Below are 19,734 nucleotides of genomic sequence, written 5' to 3'. Positions count from 1 at the left end.
AGAAAGACATGAGCTCATCAGGAGCCCTGGGGCTGGTCCGACGTGTGCTTGCCGTGGTCGGAGCCGCCCTGCTCGGGGTGTTCGTGCTGGCCGCCCCAGCGACCGCACACGTCTCCGGCCAGCCCTACGCCGCCAATGTTTACACCATGAGCGCCGGGCGGCTCGGCGCCAGCTCGGCCGCCGTACTGGGGCTGATCGGCGTGGTCATCGGCGGGCTGGCTCTGGCCCGTCCCACGGGTCGTTTCGGCATCGACAACGGGCGGCTCGGAGCCAACGTGGCCTTGGCGGCGGGGCTGATCGCCATGGCCCTTGGCGGGCTGGTTGTAGCCACCTCCGACGGCGGTCTCGGCACGGGCAACGGGCTGGGCGGAGCCATCGTGGCCCTGATGGTGGGGCTGATCGCCATGGTCCTTGGCGGGCGGGCTCTAGCCCGCTTCCGCCGCAGCGGCCGGAGCCATGACGATCCGCAGCAGGCCCGGTAGCCGTCCTTCTCCAGACTTCGCTGTGTCTCATGAGACAGCTGCCGGTCGCTGCTCCCGTTCGGGAGGTGTGCTGCGGCGAGCCGCCGCCGGTTCAGGATGTCTCCGACCCCGGACCCAGCTCCGCCGGTTAAGCGAGGGATGCCGTCCTTTCAGTCGTCCTCGGACGTCGTCTCCGGTTCATCGTCGGCGCGGGACCGTTCTGAATCGTCCTCTTCGTCCACCAGATCGGCTTGGTCCGGAGGATCGCTGTTCCACGCGACGGGCGGCGTCGGTGCCGAGATCGTCTGCGGTTCATTGGAGTCCGGGTGCGTGCTCGGCTGGGAGCCGGGCGCGTGGGGTGCCTTCGTTTCGTCGTCGGAATTCGTCATGATCTACGTGTTCCCGATATTTCTCGTCTAAACGCTCCATAGCGCCCCATCCCGGTAAGGGTGGCAGGACGGCCCCGCAATCGGAACCGTGCGCTGGGAACGCGTGGCCGTCACGTGCGCCGGCACCGGCCGCGGCGAGTGAGCAGCCGACAGCGGAGCGGGCGCTCAGCCCGGCCTTCGGCCGGTGTCCGCACTGCCCGATCCGCGCAGGTAGTGCGTACGGAATCGGGCCCCGATGGCTGCGGTTTGCGCGCCGCGGCCGGATGAGGCCGGATTGAGCAGGGTGGCGAGTATCCCGGTGGCCTGCTGGAGTGCTGCTTCCACGGCGGCGGGGGAGCACAGGGTGCCGCTGTTGTAGGGCGGCACGAGCCATCGCAGGGAGCCGGTTGCCCGCTGAGGCGCCGGGACGGCAATCCATGCCCCGCGGCCGGCGTAGCGGATGCCGTCGCCGACCCAGCGACTGCGCGGATTCGGCGGGAGGAAGAAGCCCACGCGGTGGGCGGCGAAGTCGGCGAGGGTGGGGCCGGGTTCGTGCCGAGGGGAGCGCAGTAGCACGTCGAGGGCGAACAGGCCCAGGTCCTCCGGCACGCTCAGCACGTCCCAGAACCTGCCGGCAGCCAGTAATGCGGTGCCGGCATCCGATTGCCATTCCTTCTTGCAGGCCCGGGGGTCGATTGCGGCGGCGGCGAGCCATTCGACTGCTTGCTGGGCGTGATTTCTCAACTGCTCTCCTCTGCGGGGACGGTGGCAGGTGGACCGGAACCTGTGACAGAGCGCAAGATTGTACGAATTTCCGGTGGTGTGGTCGGATTCGCGTGCTCATGTTGGTGCATATTCCTACGTGGCGGAAGGGGTGGCGCGCCGTGGCGCTTTGCGCTGGCGCGACCGACTGCCGGGTGTCGGCGCGCCTGGCCACGGGGAGAGGCAGGCCCGGTGACGAAGTGCGCGGTCCACCGATGGCTTGGTCGGCTCCGCGTGCGGAGGCGCCGTCGTGGCCGGTGTGGATGGCGCGCTGCGGGTGGCCCACCGGCGTCGTTGGTGGAGTCGGCGCACCGCCTTGACTACGGGGCAGGCTGGTTCGGCACGCTGGATGACGATGACGATGACGATGACGATGACGATGACGATGACGATGACGGGTGGCCGTGAGCGCCACGCGCGATGTGGGAACGCACACCAGCCGTCGCGGGGCTCGTCAGGCGGAAGGCGTGGCCGACAGGTCAGTGGATGTACTGGGTGAGCAGCAGTGCGATGTCGTCCCTGCGGTTCGCCGCCTGGCGCGCGTCTCGCAGGAGGCTGTCGGCGAGGTCATCGAGGGAGTCGGTGGCGGTGTGGGCCAGGTGGGTGCGCAGCCGGTCGATGCCGACGCTGATGTCGGTGCCGCGGGTCTCGATCAGTCCGTCGGTGTACAGGGCGAGGAGGGAACCGGGCGGCAGGTGCAGCTGCGATTGCGGGTAGCCGGCGGTGCGTTCGACGCCGAGGAGCAGGCCGCCGGACAGGTCCAGGACCTCGCAGTCGCCGTCGGGCCGGAGCAGCAGGGGCGGGCAGTGGCCGGCGTTTACCATGTGCGCGGTGCCCGATTCCGGGTCGAGCTGGAGGTAGCAGCAGCTGGCGAGCAGGCCGGGGCCGAGGTCGATCAGCAGCCGGTTGGTTCCGGCGATCACCTCGCTGGGAGGGAGGCCGGCGGTGGCGAAAGCCCGCACCGCGCTGCGCAGTTGACCCATGGTGGCCGCAGCGGCGACGTTGTGGCCCTCGACGTCACCGATGACCAGCGCGAGGCCCTGCTCGGTGGGGATGGCGTCGTACCAGTCGCCGCCGATGTCCATCCAGCGGGTGCCGGGCAGGTAGCGACCGGTGACCAAAACGCCCGGACAGGTGGGCAGCCGGTTGGGGAGCAGGGCGTTCTGCAGGCCGTGGGCGAGGGCGGACTTGGCGTCGTAGAGCCGGGCCCGCTCCAGTGCCTGGGCGATCAGACCGCTCAGCGCGGTCAGCAGGCTGCGCTCCTCGCCGGGGAAGCGGTGCGGCTGGTCGAAGCCGATCACGCAGGCACCCACCGGGCGGCTGGAGGCGATCAGCGGCAGGAACACGAACGAACGGGAATCCGATCGGAGTTCGGGGTAGGCGCGCGCGAACTCTTCTTGTGTCTCGATGAACAGCGGGGCCCTGGAGGCCAGCGCCCCGGTCACCGGTCCCCAGGCGTGCTGCAGCGGTAGGCCCTCGAACCGGTCCAGAAAGCTCTCGCGGTAGCCGCGCTGCACCAGCAGGCGCACCCGCCCCTCGCGTACCACGTAGATCGCCACGCGGTCGCCGCCGAAGGCGGGCAGCAGCTGGTCGGCGACCACCCCGCACACCTCGCGCGCCGTGACCGCCTCGGTCAGCGCGCTGCTCATCTCCAGGACCCGATACAGCGCGCTCACATTGGTGGGCGCCGGCTGCAGGGCAACAGCAGCGGACACCTCGGGCGCAAAAGGCGCGGCTGCAGGCTCGGCTGTGGCGCCATGTGACTCTTCGGCCGGGGTCACCCATCCGGTCATGCCCTGGGCGTCCGGGCACAGGCGGAACACCAGCCCAGGGTCAGGGTGCGGGCCCGGGGCAAGGAAGGAGCCGGGCTGCTGTGAAACCTGGGCGGCGCGGAACCGGTCCTCGTAGGCGGGATCGGCCAGCTGGGGCAGCACGTCCCAGGGCCGGCGGCCCACCAGCTCACCCCGGCGCACGTGCACCAGCCGCACGAGACGGTGGTTGGCGTAGATGATCCGCCCCTCCCAGTCGAGCGCGAAGAATCCCTCCGCGAGCCGCTCCAGCGCCGCCACGGCGGCCATCCCGGATCCCAGTTCGAAAACCCCGCCCACCAGATGGGATGGTTCCTCCCGGCCGTCGCCCCCGTCCGGCACCCGACCCCACAGCTCGACGGTGCGGTACCCGCCGCCCGTCTCAGGGATGCGCAGGCAGCGGGCCAGGGGCCGGCCTTCCTGCACCGCGGTGCGGGCGGCGGCCCGCAGACCGGGACGGTCCGCCGGGTGTACTTGGGCCGCGAGCGTGGCCGCCCGTCCGTCGTACGCGTCCGAGGCCAGGCCGAAGATCTGGCACGCCGCGGCATCCGCGTCGAGTGCCCCGGTGGCCACGTTCCAGTCGAACAGGCCGACCCGCACCGCGGAGGCGGCCGGGATCGCCACCTCCACCGGCTGAGCATCCGCCTGGCTGCCCACTCCGGCGCCGAGTTCCTGCAGCCGGGCCAGCGAGGTCCCCAGACGGCTGGCGGTGGTGCGCAGGTGCCGCCGCTGCGCCTTGGACAGCCCTTGCCCATCAGGCCGGGCAGCCCAGACCACGGCCATTGCCCCGAGGCTCCGGTGTCCCGCCCTGACCGGAACGGAAGCCGAGCCGAAGGGGTAGGGCAGAGCCACGGCGAGCTGGGGAAAGCGCCGCATGGTCGCTTCGACGTCTGCCAGATGGACCGTCCGCCCCAAGCGGTGTGCCTCCGCCACCGGAATAGCGCTGCTTACCGCGATCCGCCGCCAGCCGCCCAGCAGAGAGGGCGGCATCCCGGCCGCCGCGGCCAGCACCAACGTACTGCCGTCGGGCGAGGCCAGGAACACACTCCCGGCATGGGCACCGGTCACCTCGACGGCCCTGAGCACGGCATCCACCAGCACATCGTCACGCTCCGCAGCGCCTTCGACGCTCATAGCACCGAAGGGATGCGCATCCAAGCCGGCACCGGTGGACGCCATGCTGACCCCGATCACTGCACTTCGCGGCGTGACACGCGTATCTGAGGTGTTCATCCAAGTTTACCCATCGGCCCCTTCACGTCACGGCTGGACCTCTTGCCACGACCGGCGAGCACGAACGGTCGCGCGTCTTCTGCGAGCACATCGGCTCTGCGCCGTATGGAGGGGTGCAACAGGCGCACGGCATCAGGCGGTCCGGCTGCCGGGCAGGGAGGTGAGCGGATCGGTGATGCGGGCGTCAACCTCGTCGCGGATGCCGCGTACGACGGCGATCGGGGCTCCTCGCGATCGACGACGAGCCAGTCCTGATAACGGCGGGACGGGCATGACGGGCAGGCATCGCCGCAGCCCATCGTGCCCACGACGTCGGCGGCCTGCAGGTCAGCGGCGTGGGGAGGCATCGGTGAGATCGACACGGCCGGCGTTGTGGCTGCCCATCGCATGGATCTTCATCCGCATCCGCCCAACGGAAGGATGAGTCCCATACTTTGTGCCGGCAGTAGGGCGGTGCGGATCCCGGTCAGGGCGGTCCGGTGAGCACGGAGGCGACGAGTTCACGCCGGCTGCGTACGCCGAGCTTGTCGAAGGCCGCGGTCAGATGCTCCTGGACGGTGTTGGCGGAGATGTGCAGCTCCTGGACGATCTGGCGAGTGGAATGCCCCCGGACGACCAGGCCGGCGACGCGGGTCTGTGCGTCGGTCAAGCCGTACGCGCTGAGCAGCAGGGAGCCGATGTGCGTGGGCGGGGCGGGTTCGACCACGACCCCGATCTGGGGTGTGGGCGGGCCGTGCAGGCGGGTGGCGTGCAGGGCGAGCCAGTGCCCTGACCGGCTGCGGAGCCGGACGGTGGGCGGTGGCAGCGGACCAGGAGGGGCCTGTTCGATGCGGGTCAGCCGGGCGGCCACCGCGTAGACAGCCAGCGGCAGTTCACTCGATCCCGGCCATTGGGTGTGGTCGGTCTCCGCCAGCCACTGCTGAGCCTCCGGGCTCATCGAAACGACGGTCAGGTCCGCGTCGAGGACGATGATGCCGGGTGCCCCGGGCTCCGGAGCGGCCTCCGCGACCGGGCCGAGAGTGACCGCGCGCCGCAGCCCCTCGGCCATGTGCGGGGCAATGCGCCGGATCAATCCGAGTTCCTGCTCGTCGAAGCCGTAGGAGGAGTCCTCTCGGTGCAGGCACATCACGCCCCAGCAGCCCCTCCCCGTGATGAGCGCGGCGCGCAGCTCGTCGCCGAGCCCGAGCGGGGCCATGATTTCCCGGTAGCGGGCACTGGCGGACCGGTCTTCGCGGGTGGCCCGGTCGAGCGAGCTGACCGGATCGGCGGACTCCGCCAACGCGGCGAATTTGTTGACGTCCTCGCGGCCGAATTCGTTGTCGAGGAACTGCGCTGTCACGGCGCCGAGCGGTTCGTCGGTGACCGCCGAGGTGAACAGCAGCGTCATCGGGTCGACGGTGGCGAAGAACGCGGCGTCCACCGGCACCAAGCGACGCAGCCGGCCGAGCACGTCCTCGCCCAGAGCGGTGGCGTCCAGCCCGGCGTAGCAGCGCCCGATGAGGCTGGCGACGTGACGTTCCATTACTGCTCCCGCCATAGGAACGACGCTACTCCTGCCCGTGGGCGAGTGCGCTGTGGTGCCGGGCGGCGCGTGCGGACGGCCGCATCGTGGTGGATGTGCTGAGGTGGCTCGGGCGCGCCGGGCGGAGCGCGAAGCGCCCGCTGGTGTCTGCGGCTTCCACTGTCACCAGCAGCGGCGGCGGCTCGCTCCGAAACCGGCGTCGGGGCCTGTTTCCCACATGAGGCCGTTGAGTACTCCGATCACGGGAGGGTCACCAGACCGAGCTGACGCAGCAGGCCGAGGTCGTCGAGACGGCCCCAGCGCTCGACGATGCGGCCGTCGCGCACACGGAAGATGTTGATCCCGGGAAGGCTGACCGTACGCCCCGTGGCGGGCACGCCGAAGATCTCGCCGTGCTGTGTGCCGCTGGCGGTGAAGTGCTCGACGACCAGGTCGGCCTCACCGATGAGGAGATCGGCGTCGCTGTGCCAGTCGGGGAAGGCGGCGCGGAACATCGCGCCCGCCCCGCGCATGCCTTCGCGGTCGGCCACCGCCCCAAACGGCGGGTCGTGGTCGACGAAGTCTGCGGAGAGGTAGTCGTCGACCGCGCCGAGGTCGCCCTTGGTGAACAGGGCTTCGATGAACGCGGATACAGTGCTCTTGTTCTGATCGATGGTGTTCATGACTCCAGTCTTCGACGGCCCGAAGGCATGCGGTACCCCAACAATGTGGGGTTTCCAGTGCCCGCGGGCGACGAAGCGCACGCAATATCTGCGCCCGGCCCGGAAGTGACCGGTGCGACGACCGGGTGGCGAGGGGCGCATCGCGGTCACCGGCGTGCCGGAGACGTACCGGACCCGCCACGCCTGCGCGACACCGCGATGGCCCTGGGCATCGTCCCGCACGTGGTGGACCGCATTGCGTAGTCCTTTCCGCACATCAGGGCTTGCGACATACTCAGCGATGGCCGAGCTGCCGGACTGCGGGAGTTGGCCGCGATGGCGGGCCAGTTCGGGCCGTTGCGGGAGCTCGCCGAAGGTCTGGACGCGCTGCTCCGCCGCATGGCGATGCACCCGTGCGGAGTCATCGTCAGCAAGGCCACGCCTCCCGGACCGCTTGTCGGTGCAGCCCACGCGCGGCGGATATCCGATGGTGCAGGCCGACAAGGAGGACGTCGATTCTCTGGGGGTCGAGGCTGTTGCCGTGGGATCAGGCCGCCCTTGCAGGAGATAACTGGTGGTTGCCATTCCCGGACCCGCCACCAGTGCGGGGCGGTGTCTCCGCCGGCGGGAGCGCCGCCGCCCGCAGGGCTTCGCGCCTGCGGGAGGATTTCCAGTCGCCGGGCCGTAACCGTGCTGAAAGTACTCCCGCCTCCGCCACCCCCTCGGCCGCGTCGAAGGATGGTTCAGAGTGCGCGCAGGGCCGGCAGCAACTCGCGCTCGGCCCACTCCAGGAAGGGCAGTTGCTGGTCGCCTCCAATCTGGACCAAGGCGATCTCGGTGAACCCGGCGTCCGCGTAGGGGCGGACGGCGTCGACGAACGCCTCGACGTCGTTCCCGCACGGGATGGACCCGGCGACGTCGTCGGGGCGGACGAACTGGGTGGCCGCGGCGAAGCCGCTGGTACCGGGCAGTTCAGCGTTGACCTTCCAGCCGCCCCCGAACCAGCGGAACTGGTCATGGGCGCGCTTGACCGCCGCAGATCGGTCGGGGTCGTAGCAGACCGGCAGCTGACCTACGCGTGGCTTGCCCGCCCCACCGAGCCGGTCGAAGGCTTCCAGCAGGTCCGCCTTCGGTTCGACGGCGATCACCAGGTCGGCCAGGTCGCCGGCAAGGGCGCACGACTGAAGACCTGAGACGGCGATGCCGATGGGGGGCGCCTGCTCGGGCACGTCCCACAGCTTGGCGGACTCGACGTCGAAGTGCGTGCCCCGATGGTTGACGTATCCGCCGGCGAACAGGGACCGGATGATTCCTACGGCTTCGGCGAGCATCTCCTGCCGTACATCGGCGGCGGGCCAGCCGCCGCCGATGACGTGCTCGTTGAGGTTTTCGCCCGACCCCAGGCCGAGCCGAAACCGGCCCTGTGACAACAGCTGCATCGTGGCGGCCTTCTGCGCGATCACGGCCGGGTGGTAGCGCATCGTCGGGCACGTCACATACGTCATCAGGGGGATGCGTGAGGTCGCCTGGGCGGCCGCTCCCAGCACACTCCACGCGTACGGGGCGTGCCCCTGCGAGTCGAGCCAAGGGGAGTAATGGTCGGAGATGACGGAGAAATCGAAACCCACCTGTTCCGCTCGCACCACATGCTGGATGAGGTCCCGGGGGCCGGCCTGCTCGGTCATCATCGTGTAGCCGATTTGCACCATGTCTTACCGGGTTCCCGCGGAGTGCACCGGATAACGCCCGCCTCTGGCAGTCACCCATTCGACCGAGGGGCCTGCCGCACGCGGCACGGCCCTTCGTGGGCCCCAGTCCATCGCGACGGAGTGCTGCCGTGCAGCAGGCGGAGTCACGCTGGGTGCCCTGCGGACCCAGGGGCCACCGGGCTGCCGTTGAGGTTCCTGCGCCTGACCGCAGTAGCCGCTGCGGCCCCTCGGACCCATACGGTGTCCATCGTGGGCAGGAGCCCGCCGGGAGCAGGCAACAGGCGGCAACCGCGCCGGGCCCCGTGCACGTCAGACACGAGGCCTGCGCGAGGCGGCGAAAAGCGCCGAAGACGGCCGGGGTGATCCGGGGCCATCGAGGGCTGCCGATCGCCTCAGTCCCGGGACAACGCGTCCAAAAGCTGGCCGACTTGGGAATGGGGCAAGGCGCGGGCCACATCGGCCAGGGCGACGATGCCGATCAGCCGGGTCCCGTCGATGACCGGCAGGCGGCGGACCTTGTGGGCGGTCATGGTGCGCAGGATGTGGTCGGTGTCGTCGTCCGCCCCGATGGTGACCACGTCGCCCTGGGCGAGCTCTCCGGCCAGGGTGACCGCGGGGTTTTTGCCCCGGGCCAGGGCTGCGACGATGTCACGGTCGGTAAGCATGCCCCGTACACGCCCGTCCCCGCTACAGATGGGCAGTGCGCCCACACGCATGTCGATCATCCGTCGCGCCGCGCGCAGCACGGTCTCGTCCTCGCCGATCCCGTGGGCGCCGGGCGTCATGAGCTGACGGGCAGTCCGATGCCCCGAAGGCTTGGGCAGATGCTGCGGGTTTGGCGTCATTTCGTACCCCGTCCGGTGTGGAAATCGCGGACCTGTTCTACCGGGCCCGCACTGGGGGCCAGGAGTTCGTCATCGGGTGGAGGTCCCGGTGCGGTGGGCTGCGGGTGGGTCAGAGGTGTCGTCTTCGCGCTGCGGAACTCACCAGTCCGTCGAAGCCCGGGTCGTCGGCCGCCAGGTGCGACAGGGCCGTCAGGAGTTCCTCGACCTTTCGGTGGTAGGCCGTCAGTTCCGTGATGACATCTGCGCCGTGACTCATCGAGCCTCTCGAGATGGACATGCTTTCCGAAGTTGCACACGCCGATGTCGACGACGAGGCAGGCGGCGTTGAGCTCATCCGCGTGCTTGTCGACCTTGCCGATACGTCCGTCTGTGACCGCGACCTTGTAGCTGCCCAGGTCGACTCCTGCCCCGTGGCCTGAGGCGGGCCCATAGCCCCACATGCTGTCCTTCATCGCGAACCTTTCGTGGCCCCACCGGCGCCGGGAGGTAGAGCGAGTGAAGGATGTCGCGGCTTTGGCTGAGCCGGGCCGATGACACGCGGCCGTGCCCCCTTTCGGCGGTGAAACCCCACCCGTTCGCCCCTCCGGTGGCAGGGGCGGTCCCGCGACCGCCCCTGGTGTTGGTCGCGATGCAGGTCAGCCGCAGTCCGTCGAGATCGGCGAAGCGCTCAACTGGGCGCCGGGTGGGGCCTGGAAGTCCGTGTGGACGGTTTTTGCCGTCGTGGTGGGGGATGACGTGCACGTCGCAGGCCAGGCTCTGGATCAGGGGCCATCCGCGACCGCCGGTCGGGACGGGAGTGCGGCGGCCGGGGGTATTCCCTTCCGCCGTGTGCTTCACCGATCGGGCGGCCCCCGCTGCCCGTCACCCACCGTGCCAACGGATGACCCCGCGACCCCGTCGCGCTGCCGGATCCTGGTTCTGTGAGCGTTCCCTCGCAGGACGTACGCAGCCCGTTCGTGCCGTTCACGTGTTCGCGTTGCCCTGCCGTCAAGGGCTTGTGCCCGCCTCGATTCCCCCTCGCGCGCCGACGTGTGGTGGCCCCCGTGCGCTGTGCGCCGATCCACCTGCTCGGCGGACTGATCCTTCCAGGCATTTTCGGCGATTCATCCCTGCTGGGTGAAGTCCCGTTGGGCGGAGCGGGTTTGCTTCTAGTGCAAATTCACTATCCTGTAGTGGTGTCTGTTGCCCAGTCAGGAGGTGGTCGTATGAGGAGGGACCTACCGTGACAGGCCCGTTGTTTCAGGTCAGCACCGTGCTCGATTCCGATGTATGTGCCTTGCGGTTGGTCGGTGCGTTGGACATGGATGGGACCGCGCAGTTGCGTGCCGCCCTCGCCGATTGCTTTGCGCGGCGGCCGGACCGTGTCGTGCTCGACCTGCGGAGCCTGCACTTTTGCGACTGCGCGGGACTGAACGTGCTGCTGGAGGCCCTGGCCACGGCCGGTAGGCTGGGCAGCGAGCTGTGCGTGGAGGGCGCCGGCGCGCAGGTGGCGCGTCTGTTCGCCCTTGCGAGCGTCGACGAGGTGCTCGCCGACACCGCGCCGCGACTACCCCCGAGGACCGTGTGATGCCGTCGAGCCCCCACAGCGCACCGGGCACCGTGCCACGTACCGCCGGTGGTCGTATCAGCATTCTGCTGGTCGAGGACCACGACATGGTGGCCGAGGCAATCCGGCTCGCGATGGACCGCACCGACGATCTGGAGGTGGTCGGCCGCAGCCTGTCGGTCCAGGACGCGCTGGCCGATGCCGCCCGGCTACGTCCTGCTGTGGTGGTGCTGGACCGGCGTCTGCCCGACGGTGACGGGATAGCCGCGATCAGCCCGCTCAAGGCCGCAGCCCCCGGCACCCGGGTGTTGGTGCTGACGGGGGAGGCGAGCCCATCCGTGGCCGCGCGCGTGGTTGAGGCCGGTGGGTCGGGACTCATCCTCAAGGTCGGTAACTTGGGTGAACTGCAGGACGGCGTGCGCCGGGTAGCGGCGGGCGACGTGGCTTTCAGCGAGGGTCTGCTCGGCGGGGCACTGGATCGGTTGACCGGTCGGACCGCCGATGTGGGCGCCACTCTCACCCCGCGCGAGCGGGAGACTCTCGGCCTGTTGGGCGAGGGTCTGGGCGCCGCGGAGATCAGCCGGCGGCTCGGCGTGGCTGTCAATACCGCCAGGAACCATGTGCAGCGGGTCCTGGAAAAGCTCGGTGTCCGCTCCCAATTGGAAGCGGTCGCCGTGGCCCGTCGGGAGGGTCTGCTGCGGTGAGTGGAATGAGCCCCGCCGAACACGGCGGCACCCTGGCCCCGACGGAGACGGCGTTCACGTTGCTGGTCACCAGCGTCCTGGACTACGGCATCTTCATGCTGGACCCCGGGGGACACGTGTCCACCTGGAACGCGGGCGCCGAACGCATCAAGGGTTACCGTGCCACGGACATCATCGGCCAGCACTTCTCAGTCTTCTACCCGCCCGAGGACATCGCCGCCCGCAAACCCCAATGGGAGTTGGAAGCGGCCATCGAGGAGGGCCGGCTGGAGGACGAGGGATGGCGTATCCGCAAGGACGGGTCCCGTTTCTGGGCCAACGTGGTGATCACCCCCCTGTTCGACGCCACCGGCGAACTGCGCGGCTTCGGCAAGGTCACTCGGGACATGACCGAGCGCCGCGCCGCGGAGCAGGCGCTCACCGAACGCCGCCGCCTGTTCGCTCACTTGGTACAAGCACAAGAGATGGAACGCCGCCGTATCGCCTGGGACGTGCACGACGACTCCATCCAGGCCATGGTCGCGGTCGGCATGCGACTGCAGCTCCTGGCCGAACGGGCCGGGGAGCCGCATGCCGGTGAACTCCTCGAACTCGACGCGTCGGTAGGCGAGGCGGTGGGCCGCCTGCGCAACCTCACCTTCCGGCTCCAGCCGCCCGGCATCGACCGGCACGGGCTGATCGAGTCCCTGTCGCAACACCTCAACGATGTTGTGGTCGGCAGCTGGGGCCTGGAGCCGTCTCTCGAGCACACCCTGGCTAACGAGCCGGCCCCCGAAACCGCGATCACCATCTTCCGCATCGTGCAAGAAGCGCTGCTCAACGTGCGCAAGCATGCCCGAGCGCGCACCGTACGCGTCAGCGTCGCCACCAAAAATGAGGGCCTGCTCGTGCGAGTCGTCGACGACGGCACCGGGCACGCGGCGATCACGCACCGGCGAAACGAGCACTTCGGGCTGATGGAGATGCGTGAGCGGGCCGAGACCGCCGGCGGCTGGTGGTTCTTGCGCAGTGAGCCGGGCACCGGCACCACCGTGGAGTTCTGGGTGCCCGACCTGCCCACCGCTGCGCTGGACGAACCGCTGCCCGGCGCACCCACCAAGAGCTTCGACGCCACCACCACCCCCCACGCGCCCTCATGACCCAGCTCACCACAACCCCGCACCCGTTGCGGGTATTGATCTGCGACGACAACGACATGTTGCGCGCGGTCCTGGCCGACGTCGTCCGCGCCCAGCACGACCTCACCTTGGTCGGCACCGCGGCCGATGCCGACGAGGCGATCGCTCTCGCCAGCGCCCACCGCCCGCACGTGGTGGTCCTCGACGTACGCTTCCCCGGCGGGGGCCCGTACACCGCCCAGCAGATCGTCCGTAGCGTCCCCGGCGTGCGCATTGTGGTGTTCTCGGCCTACGGCGACCAGGGCCCGCGCAATGAGATGGCTGCCGCCGGCGTCGCGGGATACCTCGTCAAGGGCATCCCCAACGCCCGGCTGCTGGCCGAGATCCGAACCCTGGGAGCCCAGGCTCTAGCCTCCCCGGCCTTCGCGGCCGAAGGGGCGGCTGGCATGCAAGAAGGGCTTCCAACAGGGAACCGACGCGGGCAAAAAGGCTCACCTGGTACGCCGCTTCCCCCACCATGATCTCGGCACTGCCGGACTGGCCGCACTTTGAGCTGTACAAAGATGTAGAAATGCTCGGGAGAATGAGCATCCGAGCTCCGTGAAGGCTCAGGGGCCGCGTTGTCGGGCGCCTGGTGCCCCGGTTCGCGGCACTGGAAATTGACGTTTGCACTACGGTGCATCCTCGGCGGGCCATACCGGGTTTGTGCCGGTAGGGCCAGGTCACGACAGCGGGCCCCTCGGTCATTCGTTCGGACGGCGCGCGGCCAACTGCTGTGCTGCGGCAGTCAGTCAGCGCTGTCGTAGGTATGGACACGCCCCGGGTGCTGTGCTGTCATTTGGCTGCTCGGTATTTACATCGTTGAACAGAGCCACTGCGATCACGACCATATGTCGGCCGACGGCCGGTCCAGTCCACGTTCGGCGGGTGATGTCCGCGGCACATCCCGCCGCCGACCTACCGGCGTGTCCTGACCGGCAGATACGCCGTCCTCTCCGGATCGGAGACCGAACGAGGGCCCAACGGTCGGCATTCGATCGAGCACAGCTCCCTTCCCCACTTCTCAGGAGCGTGACATGCAAAGACGCAGAAAAGCCGGCGCAGGTGCCATGGACGGCGCGACGGCACGCCCGCGCCCGGCTGCGCAGGGGGCCCATCGGTTCAAGAACGCCGTACAGTTCGCCCTGGTGAGCGTCGGCCTGCTGTTGGGCGTGCTGATCAGCCTGCCGGGCACGGCGCAGGCCGCCGGCTCCGCGCCGTGCGACATCTACGCGGCCGCCGGTACTCCCTGCGTCGCCGCACACAGCACGACCCGCGCGCTGTTCACCTCGTACAACGGCTCGCTATACCAGGTCACGCGATCCTCGGATGGTGCCAGGAGCGACATCGGCCTGCTGTCCGCGGGCGGCTACGCCAACGCCGGCCGGCAGGACGCCTTCTGTGCGAACACCACCTGCAGCATCAGCAAGGTCTACGATCAGTCGCCGCAGCACAATGACCTCAATCCCGGTCCGGCCGGCACCGCGGGTGCCGCTGACCGCGGCGCCGACGCGAGTGAACTGGCCGTCACCGCCGGCGGTCACAAGGTCTACGGGATCTGGGTCTCTCCGGGAGTCGGCTACCGCTCCAGCGGCGCAGCGAGGGGTGTGGCGGTGAACGGGCAGGCCGAGGGTGCCTACATGGTGGCCAGCGGTACCCACGTCGGCTCCGACTGCTGCTTCGACTACGGCAACGCCGAGAGTACGCCGGCCGACACGGGCAACGGCCACATGGACGCCGTGTCCATCGCCACCACCTGTTACTTTCAGCCGTGCTCCGGTTCGGGCCCGTGGGTCGAGGCCGACCTGGAGAACGGTATGTTCCAGGGCGACAACGGCTCCAACACGGCCAACAAGGGCAACGGCAGCGCCTTCGTCACCGCCGTGCTGAAGAACAACGGGCAGACGACGTACGCCCTCAAGGGCGGCAACTCGCAGTCCGGCGGGCTGTCCACCTGGTGGAACGGCGCACTGCCGACCAGAGGCGGCTACCGGCCGATGCAGCAGGAGGGCGGCATCATCCTGGGTACCGGCGGCGACAACAGCAACCGGAACATGGGTACGTTCTTCGAAGGAGTGATGGTTGCCGGCTACCCCTCCGACGCAGCCGAGAACGCCGTCCAGGCGAACATCGTCTCGGTCGGTTACAACGGCGAGACGAATGTCCCCAACGGCCCCCAGGGGACCATTGCCGGGCCCGGCAACCAGTGCGTCGACGTCGCCGCCGACGACACCGGCGCCAACGGCGCGGCCGTCGAGCTCTGGAACTGCCAGTCCTACGCGGAAGACCAGCACTGGACACACAACGCCAACGGCTCGCTCAGCACCCTTGGCAGGTGCCTGGACATCAACGGCAACGGCACCGCCAACGGCACGCAGGTAGAGCTGTGGGACTGCAACGGCGTCGGTGGCCAGGTCTGGAACCAGCAGTCGGACGGCGCGCTGTTCAACCCGCAGTCCGGCCGCTGCCTGGACTCACCCAACGGTGCCACGGCCAACGGCACTCGCCTGCAGATCTGGGACTGCAACGGCACCGTGGCACAGAAGTTCGCAGTGTCCGGCGGTGCTCCGATAGCGGGGCCCGGTGCCAAATGCGTGGACGTGGCGGCCGACGACATCGGGGGCAACACCGCGGCCGTCCAACTGTGGGACTGCCAGAGCTGGGCGGTCGACCAGCACTGGCGCCACAACGCCAACGGCTCGCTCAGCACCCTTGGCAGATGCCTGGACATCAACGGCAACGGCACCGCCAACGGCACCCAGGTGGAGTTGTGGGACTGCAACGGCGTCGGTGGCCAGGTCTGGAACCAGCAGTCGGACGGTGCGCTGTTCAACCCGCAGTCCGGCCGCTGCCTCGATGACCCCAGCGGGAACACCGCCAACGGCACCCGCCTGCAGATCTGGGACTGCAACGGCAGCGCGGCCCAGAAGTTCGCACTGAGCTGATCCGCGAGGTCCCAGGAAAGTCACAGCCGTGAAAGGGGCGGGGAAGGCATCCTTCCCCGCCCCACCCTGTCGCGGGAGGACCGCAGCGCGGCTACCGAGTCCGGCTCGGGACTTCCGCAGGGCGCCTTTCAGCTCGCAAATTCCGTCAGGATGAAGTGCTACGTCGGCGCCGGGCCGCCAAAGGGCCACGGGAGACACCGCTGCGTCTTCGCGGTCCTCGCCCTCGACACCGGGAGAGTCGAGATCGACAGGGAATCGACGCCCGCCTTGCTGATGTTCAACCTGTTCGGACAGGGCTGCACTCTTGGCCGCGCCTTCCTCACGGGCTGGTACGAGAGGTGGGCCCTGCTTTCGGCAACTCCGCAGTGTCACGGCCGACTATGACTGGCTCGGGATCCTCGCGCCATCCCGCCCTCGTCATCATCTCTCTTGAGGGCAACAACGCCGGCTTCTCCACCGTCGGTGCGGCGTGCCTCGATTTTGGCGACCGTCACACCCAGGAGTCCTTGTTCACAGGCAACCATGCATTCAAGGAGGCGTTGGTGAGGCCGGCGCAAGAGGTGGCCATCGCTCACCCGAAGAACTCGTGTGCAGACGCCTAGAGAGGTTGCGGCGCCGGCCCTGATCGAATCGCCTTGCCGCTCGAAGTCGCCGCCCGCTCGAAAAGGCCCGCTGAGCTCTTTGCCCGCGCTGCTTCCGTCGGTGACTCGGAATTCCTCATGCGTCGTCAGAAGACTGTTCAACCCTTGGTCGATTCGGCACTGTTGGACATCGCGCGGAGCCCGAAATACGCTGTGGTCATCGTGCTCACGGCGGTGAACGCGCTGGTGAGTATGGCAACGGACTGGGTGCCGTCCGTGCTGCTCACCCCCCATATGGCGGCAATCGCGATGGAGAGATCACCCAAAACGACGACCAGGAGGCCGGCCCAGGAGCGGGTTTTCTGTACGCTCGCCGTAGTTCGGTTGCCCGTTGAACCAACCGTCGGATTCTCTGTGTTCGCCATCAGTCCTCCACCTCTGACGACTGCCCTGATTCCAGTGTATGACGGCAATATCGCCCGAGCATGCCGGTGCGGAGAGCGTGGAGCGGCCGGGTGATATCGGGGCCTTCTCTCGTGTCTGCCGCGCCAGTTCGAGCACATGCGAGCCTCGCTGGATTCCCCTAGCATAGAAGGCATGAGCACACAAGAGAGAACGCAGGACATGTACTACACCGTCGTGGGAGGCGACACGCTTTCCACCATCGCAGCACGGTACGGAACCACCGTCGATCAGTTGCAGATCTGGAACCACATTCCGGATGCGAACATCATCAAGATCGGGCAAAGGCTCCTCGTGCGGAAAGGTGAGATGGGAGAAGGGCGATTCCTTGAGTTCCCGGGCAAGGATTTCTTCCTGAGCGGGCCGAACAGCCCCATCATCGGAATGATGGGCTATCGCCTGATCCAGGTGGGGTGTTCGTGTTACGGGCCGGACGGCCCCCAGACGCAGTGGAATGAGGAACACCGCGAGTCCTACGCCATGTGGCAGCGAACACTCGGTTACCGCGGCGCGGACGCCGATGGCATCCCGGGGCCCACATCGTGGGACCGGCTTGAAGTTCCCTACCCTGGCACGGACTGAGTCCGAGACCGCCGAGGTCCTGAAACCGAATTCCACCTCGGTTCACGCGCACGATGCATCACGCGTCGACAACGGTCGTTGGGTGGGCGATGAGGTGCCGCCAGACAGGCGGTCTCCTCCGCCTCGACGTCAGCGGCCAGCGGTCTCGGGCCGAAGCTGAGTTGAGCCGCAACCGTTGGAACGGTCATGACCGGCGCAGCGGATCGGCGAGCCGGCACGGGCAACTCGGTCGCCCTGTGCCTGTCGGATGGGATCCGAGCGATGCTCTTCCACACCGGCGCGCTGCTGACGCTGTGTGAGACCGGGTAGCCGGCTTGGCTGGCGCTGGTGGCCGGCGTCTTGAGGGATCGATCTTCACGGCGCGCATGGCTGCGCAGTGGGACGCGGTAACGGCCGGAAGGCGATGCCTCCCGGCCGTTACCGGGACCTGGTACTTGAACCCCCCTTGGCTCGCTCTCTCGCAGCACACGATCGATCTGCCGGCCGTGCTGTGGGGTTTCGTCCTGCCAGGGGGCAGAGCAGGATCGCAGCTGCCCACCGGCACCATCTCTTCGGTCGGACGACGCTGTCATCAACGCGAGGCACTCCCAGACGCGAGGCACTCCCAGAGCGGAGCACTGTGACGTCTCGAAGGCGGATGCGTGTGACTGCCAGATCGGCGGAATTGCGCACCCGGACATCGAGTTGGCGGTGGCCGAATCGAACGTCCTCAGCCATCCGCCCTTGCTGTCGCCGGCAGTCCTGCGCATCCCGCCCGGGGACTGGACCTTTCCGGGTGTCGTCTCGGGCAATGCACCAGGCGCGCCGTCCTAGGCCCGACGGGCGGACCTGGCGGGCCGCGCCTGCGTCTCCCCGGCGGGGAGGAGAGGCAGACCGGCCCCGAGCCCGAGCGCGCCGGGGAGATCCACCCGGCAGCGCCGGTGGGCCACGACAGACTCCTCCAGCGCGAGGCTCCCGGTCGCCGTGCACGTACCGCACCGCAGTGAGGCCAGCCGGGCCTGCCGGACGACGGCCACGAGCCCTTCGATGTCGAAGGCGACGGTGAGCGCCACGTTGAGGACGCCGACCCTGACGCCGTCCACGCAGAGGTCCACCGACGGACGGTGGCTCGACGTGATGCGGTGGGTTGCCAGGGCGACGAGCTCCTCGCTCCCGGGTGAGGCAAGGGTGCGACGAGCGGCCGCGGTCATCGCGGCGTGCTTGGACCAGCCGGCCACCGCGAGGTCGATCAGGTCGAGGCTCAGGAAGCCGTTCACGACCGTGGCCACCTCGCTCTCGACGGCCTTCCCGGCCGCGCCGGTGAGCCCGTGGACCTGATGCGCGATCATGGCGGCCACGCCACGGTCACGGAGCGACCCGGTGAGCGTGTCCTCCGCGCCGATCTCGTCTGCGCCGAACAACAGTTCGCGCACGGAGGCGGGTTGTGGCAGGACGTCGGTCATTCACTCCACCTCCTCGATGGTCTGCTTGCCCGGGTCTGACCGGGGCTCCACGCGCACCGTCCAGGTCGGCCCGGAACCACCGCCCGCCTCCTGCACTCCGACCCAGGCGGCGCCGGGTCGCAGAACGGGACGCACATGATCACGAGCCCAGTGAGGTCCCCGTCTGAAGCGGCCTCCGTAGACGAGCAGACCGACTAGGAGCAGGCCACCGAGCACCGCGACCCCGGCCGCCCACACGACACCCGGGGAAGAGCCCCCTCCGGAGGCCGGAACCGTCAATCCGGCCGGCAGTGACGAGGAGTCGGTCACGACGGGTTGATCGGACTGCGCGGGCTGTTCCGAATCGGGTGTCGCGGGGGGCGGCGGATCGGTCACCGCGGGCGCCGGCGAGGCGGGACTCACCACCGTGAAGGGCTTGGAGTCGTAGGCCTCGCCGTTGCAGTCCGCCCCCGCCTCGTGTTGCCCGACGGACGCGTCCGTCGGGACGGCCAGCCGGATGCTGAAGGCGCCGGCCGCATCGACCGGCGCGTATGCCGACTGGACGCCGTCCCAGGAGAGCGAGACCCCCGACGCCGCGCACGGGCCGAAACCCGTGCCGGACACGACGACCGCTGTTCCCGGGATCCCTGTGTCGGGTGCCAGAGACAGCACCGGCTGGGAGCGCGCGGTCGGGCTGGGGAGGGAGGTGGAGGTGGAGGTGGAGGTGGGCGTGGGGGTAGGGATGGGGGTGGGGCTCCCGCTCTGCGCGCGGCTCGGCGACGCACAGAGCATGAGCACCAGGGACGCGAGGGCGGCCAGAAGCCCCACCGGCCCGGCCAGCCTGTTCGACCACAGTTCCTCGGACATCGCCGCCCCGCTCACGGCACATGCTCCCGGGGTGGGAGCACATGCCCGATTGTCACCTTCGACCCAGTGGGCGCACCTCTCCGGCGCACCGACCCCCCTTGTCTCCACGGTCACACGAAG

21 protein-coding genes and 1 pseudogene are annotated in these 19,734 nt (G+C 69.0%); 11 read left to right on the top strand and 11 right to left on the bottom strand.

Annotation, left to right across the window (positions count from 1 at the left end; translation table 11 throughout):
* Nucleotides 1–8 precede the first annotated feature (8 nt).
* The gene (locus tag AC07DC_RS31465) at nt 9–482 is read left to right on the top strand and encodes a DUF6223 family protein (protein ID WP_478917882.1); all 474 of its coding nucleotides are present in this window, start codon (nt 9–11) and stop codon (nt 480–482) included.
* Nucleotides 483–631: 149 nt separating this feature from the next.
* On the opposite strand, the gene AC07DC_RS31460 is transcribed toward AC07DC_RS31465, so the two are convergent.
* The 5 genes from AC07DC_RS31460 to AC07DC_RS31440 form a co-directional block, all read right to left on the bottom strand.
* Nucleotides 632–850, bottom strand: coding sequence for a hypothetical protein (locus AC07DC_RS31460; RefSeq protein WP_478917881.1), 219 nt, complete (start codon nt 848–850; stop codon nt 632–634).
* A gap of 165 nt (nt 851–1,015) precedes the next feature.
* Nucleotides 1,016–1,573, bottom strand: a complete 558-nt coding sequence (locus AC07DC_RS31455; protein ID WP_478917880.1) for a hypothetical protein — start codon at nt 1,571–1,573, stop codon at nt 1,016–1,018.
* Nucleotides 1,574–2,070: 497 nt separating this feature from the next.
* A complete protein-coding gene (locus AC07DC_RS31450; protein ID WP_478917879.1) occupies nt 2,071–4,533 on the bottom strand; it encodes a SpoIIE family protein phosphatase in 2,463 nt (820 codons plus the stop codon).
* Between the two features lie 565 nt (nt 4,534–5,098).
* Entirely contained in the window at nt 5,099–6,154 is a 1,056-nt protein-coding gene (locus tag AC07DC_RS31445) for a helix-turn-helix transcriptional regulator (protein WP_478917878.1), read from the bottom strand.
* A gap of 239 nt (nt 6,155–6,393) precedes the next feature.
* Nucleotides 6,394–6,816 (bottom strand): ester cyclase, encoded by a 423-nt coding sequence (locus tag AC07DC_RS31440; protein ID WP_478917877.1) that lies wholly within the window; start codon nt 6,814–6,816, stop codon nt 6,394–6,396.
* Between the two features lie 127 nt (nt 6,817–6,943).
* On the opposite strand from AC07DC_RS31440, the pseudogene AC07DC_RS31435 reads away from it, so the two are divergent.
* A pseudogene (locus tag AC07DC_RS31435) lies at nt 6,944–7,324 on the top strand (DNA polymerase III subunit alpha); the annotation flags it as partial.
* A gap of 214 nt (nt 7,325–7,538) precedes the next feature.
* Here AC07DC_RS31435 and AC07DC_RS31430 read toward each other — a convergent pair.
* From AC07DC_RS31430 to AC07DC_RS31420, 3 genes are all read right to left on the bottom strand, one after another.
* Nucleotides 7,539–8,504: an LLM class F420-dependent oxidoreductase gene (locus AC07DC_RS31430; protein ID WP_478917876.1), complete on the bottom strand. Its 966-nt coding sequence runs from the start codon at nt 8,502–8,504 to the stop codon at nt 7,539–7,541.
* A gap of 392 nt (nt 8,505–8,896) precedes the next feature.
* Nucleotides 8,897–9,289 (bottom strand): CBS domain-containing protein, encoded by a 393-nt coding sequence (locus tag AC07DC_RS31425; protein ID WP_478917875.1) that lies wholly within the window; start codon nt 9,287–9,289, stop codon nt 8,897–8,899.
* 169 nt (nt 9,290–9,458) lie between these two features.
* Nucleotides 9,459–9,605 (bottom strand): hypothetical protein, encoded by a 147-nt coding sequence (locus AC07DC_RS31420; protein WP_478917874.1) that lies wholly within the window; start codon nt 9,603–9,605, stop codon nt 9,459–9,461.
* A 13-nt stretch (nt 9,606–9,618) separates the two neighbouring features.
* Here AC07DC_RS31420 and AC07DC_RS31415 point away from each other — a divergent pair, with 13 nt between their 5' ends.
* The 7 genes from AC07DC_RS31415 (at nt 9,619) to AC07DC_RS31385 (ending at nt 16,085) form a co-directional block, all read left to right on the top strand.
* Nucleotides 9,619–9,768, top strand: coding sequence for a hypothetical protein (locus AC07DC_RS31415; RefSeq protein ID WP_478917873.1), 150 nt, complete (start codon nt 9,619–9,621; stop codon nt 9,766–9,768).
* Between the two features lie 803 nt (nt 9,769–10,571).
* Nucleotides 10,572–10,916, top strand: coding sequence for an STAS domain-containing protein (locus AC07DC_RS31410; RefSeq protein ID WP_478917872.1), 345 nt, complete (start codon nt 10,572–10,574; stop codon nt 10,914–10,916).
* A 32-nt stretch (nt 10,917–10,948) separates the two neighbouring features.
* A complete protein-coding gene (locus AC07DC_RS31405) occupies nt 10,949–11,599 on the top strand; it encodes a response regulator (protein ID WP_478917871.1) in 651 nt (216 codons plus the stop codon).
* 5 nt (nt 11,600–11,604) lie between these two features.
* Nucleotides 11,605–12,738 (top strand): PAS domain-containing sensor histidine kinase, encoded by a 1,134-nt coding sequence (locus tag AC07DC_RS31400; RefSeq protein ID WP_478917870.1) that lies wholly within the window; start codon nt 11,605–11,607, stop codon nt 12,736–12,738.
* Nucleotides 12,735–13,238, top strand: coding sequence for a response regulator (locus tag AC07DC_RS31395; RefSeq protein WP_478917869.1), 504 nt, complete (start codon nt 12,735–12,737; stop codon nt 13,236–13,238). Before AC07DC_RS31400 ends, AC07DC_RS31395 begins: the two co-directional genes overlap by 4 nt.
* Nucleotides 13,239–13,793: 555 nt before the next feature.
* Nucleotides 13,794–15,701: an arabinofuranosidase catalytic domain-containing protein gene (locus AC07DC_RS31390; RefSeq protein ID WP_478917868.1), complete on the top strand. Its 1,908-nt coding sequence runs from the start codon at nt 13,794–13,796 to the stop codon at nt 15,699–15,701.
* Nucleotides 15,702–15,749: 48 nt separating this feature from the next.
* On the top strand, nt 15,750–16,085 hold the full coding sequence (locus AC07DC_RS31385; RefSeq protein WP_478917996.1) for a hypothetical protein: 336 nt from the start codon (nt 15,750–15,752) through the stop codon (nt 16,083–16,085).
* 355 nt (nt 16,086–16,440) lie between these two features.
* Here AC07DC_RS31385 and AC07DC_RS31380 read toward each other — a convergent pair whose 3' ends face one another.
* Entirely contained in the window at nt 16,441–16,707 is a 267-nt protein-coding gene (locus AC07DC_RS31380; RefSeq protein WP_478917867.1) for a hypothetical protein, read from the bottom strand.
* Between the two features lie 172 nt (nt 16,708–16,879).
* Between AC07DC_RS31380 and AC07DC_RS31375 the strand changes: the two genes are divergently transcribed.
* Nucleotides 16,880–17,326 carry a LysM peptidoglycan-binding domain-containing protein gene (locus tag AC07DC_RS31375; protein WP_478917866.1) on the top strand — a complete coding sequence of 149 codons (447 nt, stop codon included), beginning with the start codon at nt 16,880–16,882 and terminating at the stop codon, nt 17,324–17,326.
* 186 nt (nt 17,327–17,512) lie between these two features.
* Complete coding sequence (locus AC07DC_RS31370) at nt 17,513–17,635, top strand: hypothetical protein (RefSeq protein ID WP_478917865.1); 123 nt, start codon at nt 17,513–17,515, stop codon at nt 17,633–17,635.
* Between the two features lie 500 nt (nt 17,636–18,135).
* On the opposite strand, the gene AC07DC_RS31365 is transcribed toward AC07DC_RS31370, so the two are convergent.
* Nucleotides 18,136–18,768 carry a hypothetical protein gene (locus AC07DC_RS31365; RefSeq protein WP_478917864.1) on the bottom strand — a complete coding sequence of 211 codons (633 nt, stop codon included), beginning with the start codon at nt 18,766–18,768 and terminating at the stop codon, nt 18,136–18,138.
* Nucleotides 18,769–19,614, bottom strand: coding sequence for a hypothetical protein (locus tag AC07DC_RS31360; RefSeq protein ID WP_478917863.1), 846 nt, complete (start codon nt 19,612–19,614; stop codon nt 18,769–18,771). It abuts the gene before it with no gap.
* Between the last annotated feature and the right edge of the window lie 120 nt (nt 19,615–19,734).

The organism is Streptomyces sp. NPDC045021, from assembly GCF_056432645.1.
The sequence above is the reverse complement of the archived record's forward strand: the minus strand, read 5'-3'. Positions and strand labels throughout refer to the sequence as shown.

Coding starts and splice junctions, on each gene's coding strand:
- AC07DC_RS31465 (WP_478917882.1), top strand. CDS start 9: ATGAGCTCATCAGGAGCCCTGGGGCTGGTCCGACGTGTGCTTGCCGTG.
- AC07DC_RS31460 (WP_478917881.1), bottom strand. CDS start 850: ATGACGAATTCCGACGACGAAACGAAGGCACCCCACGCGCCCGGCTCC.
- AC07DC_RS31450 (WP_478917879.1), bottom strand. CDS start 4,533: ATGAGCGTCGAAGGCGCTGCGGAGCGTGACGATGTGCTGGTGGATGCC.
- AC07DC_RS31445 (WP_478917878.1), bottom strand. CDS start 6,154: ATGGAACGTCACGTCGCCAGCCTCATCGGGCGCTGCTACGCCGGGCTG.
- AC07DC_RS31440 (WP_478917877.1), bottom strand. CDS start 6,816: ATGAACACCATCGATCAGAACAAGAGCACTGTATCCGCGTTCATCGAA.
- AC07DC_RS31430 (WP_478917876.1), bottom strand. CDS start 8,504: ATGGTGCAAATCGGCTACACGATGATGACCGAGCAGGCCGGCCCCCGG.
- AC07DC_RS31425 (WP_478917875.1), bottom strand. CDS start 9,289: ATGACGCCCGGCGCCCACGGGATCGGCGAGGACGAGACCGTGCTGCGC.
- AC07DC_RS31420 (WP_478917874.1), bottom strand. CDS start 9,605: ATGAGTCACGGCGCAGATGTCATCACGGAACTGACGGCCTACCACCGA.
- AC07DC_RS31415 (WP_478917873.1), top strand. CDS start 9,619: ATGGACATGCTTTCCGAAGTTGCACACGCCGATGTCGACGACGAGGCA.
- AC07DC_RS31400 (WP_478917870.1), top strand. CDS start 11,605: ATGAGCCCCGCCGAACACGGCGGCACCCTGGCCCCGACGGAGACGGCG.
- AC07DC_RS31395 (WP_478917869.1), top strand. CDS start 12,735: ATGACCCAGCTCACCACAACCCCGCACCCGTTGCGGGTATTGATCTGC.
- AC07DC_RS31390 (WP_478917868.1), top strand. CDS start 13,794: ATGCAAAGACGCAGAAAAGCCGGCGCAGGTGCCATGGACGGCGCGACG.
- AC07DC_RS31380 (WP_478917867.1), bottom strand. CDS start 16,707: ATGGCGAACACAGAGAATCCGACGGTTGGTTCAACGGGCAACCGAACT.
- AC07DC_RS31375 (WP_478917866.1), top strand. CDS start 16,880: ATGAGCACACAAGAGAGAACGCAGGACATGTACTACACCGTCGTGGGA.
- AC07DC_RS31370 (WP_478917865.1), top strand. CDS start 17,513: ATGACCGGCGCAGCGGATCGGCGAGCCGGCACGGGCAACTCGGTCGCC.
- AC07DC_RS31365 (WP_478917864.1), bottom strand. CDS start 18,768: ATGACCGACGTCCTGCCACAACCCGCCTCCGTGCGCGAACTGTTGTTC.
- AC07DC_RS31360 (WP_478917863.1), bottom strand. CDS start 19,614: ATGTCCGAGGAACTGTGGTCGAACAGGCTGGCCGGGCCGGTGGGGCTT.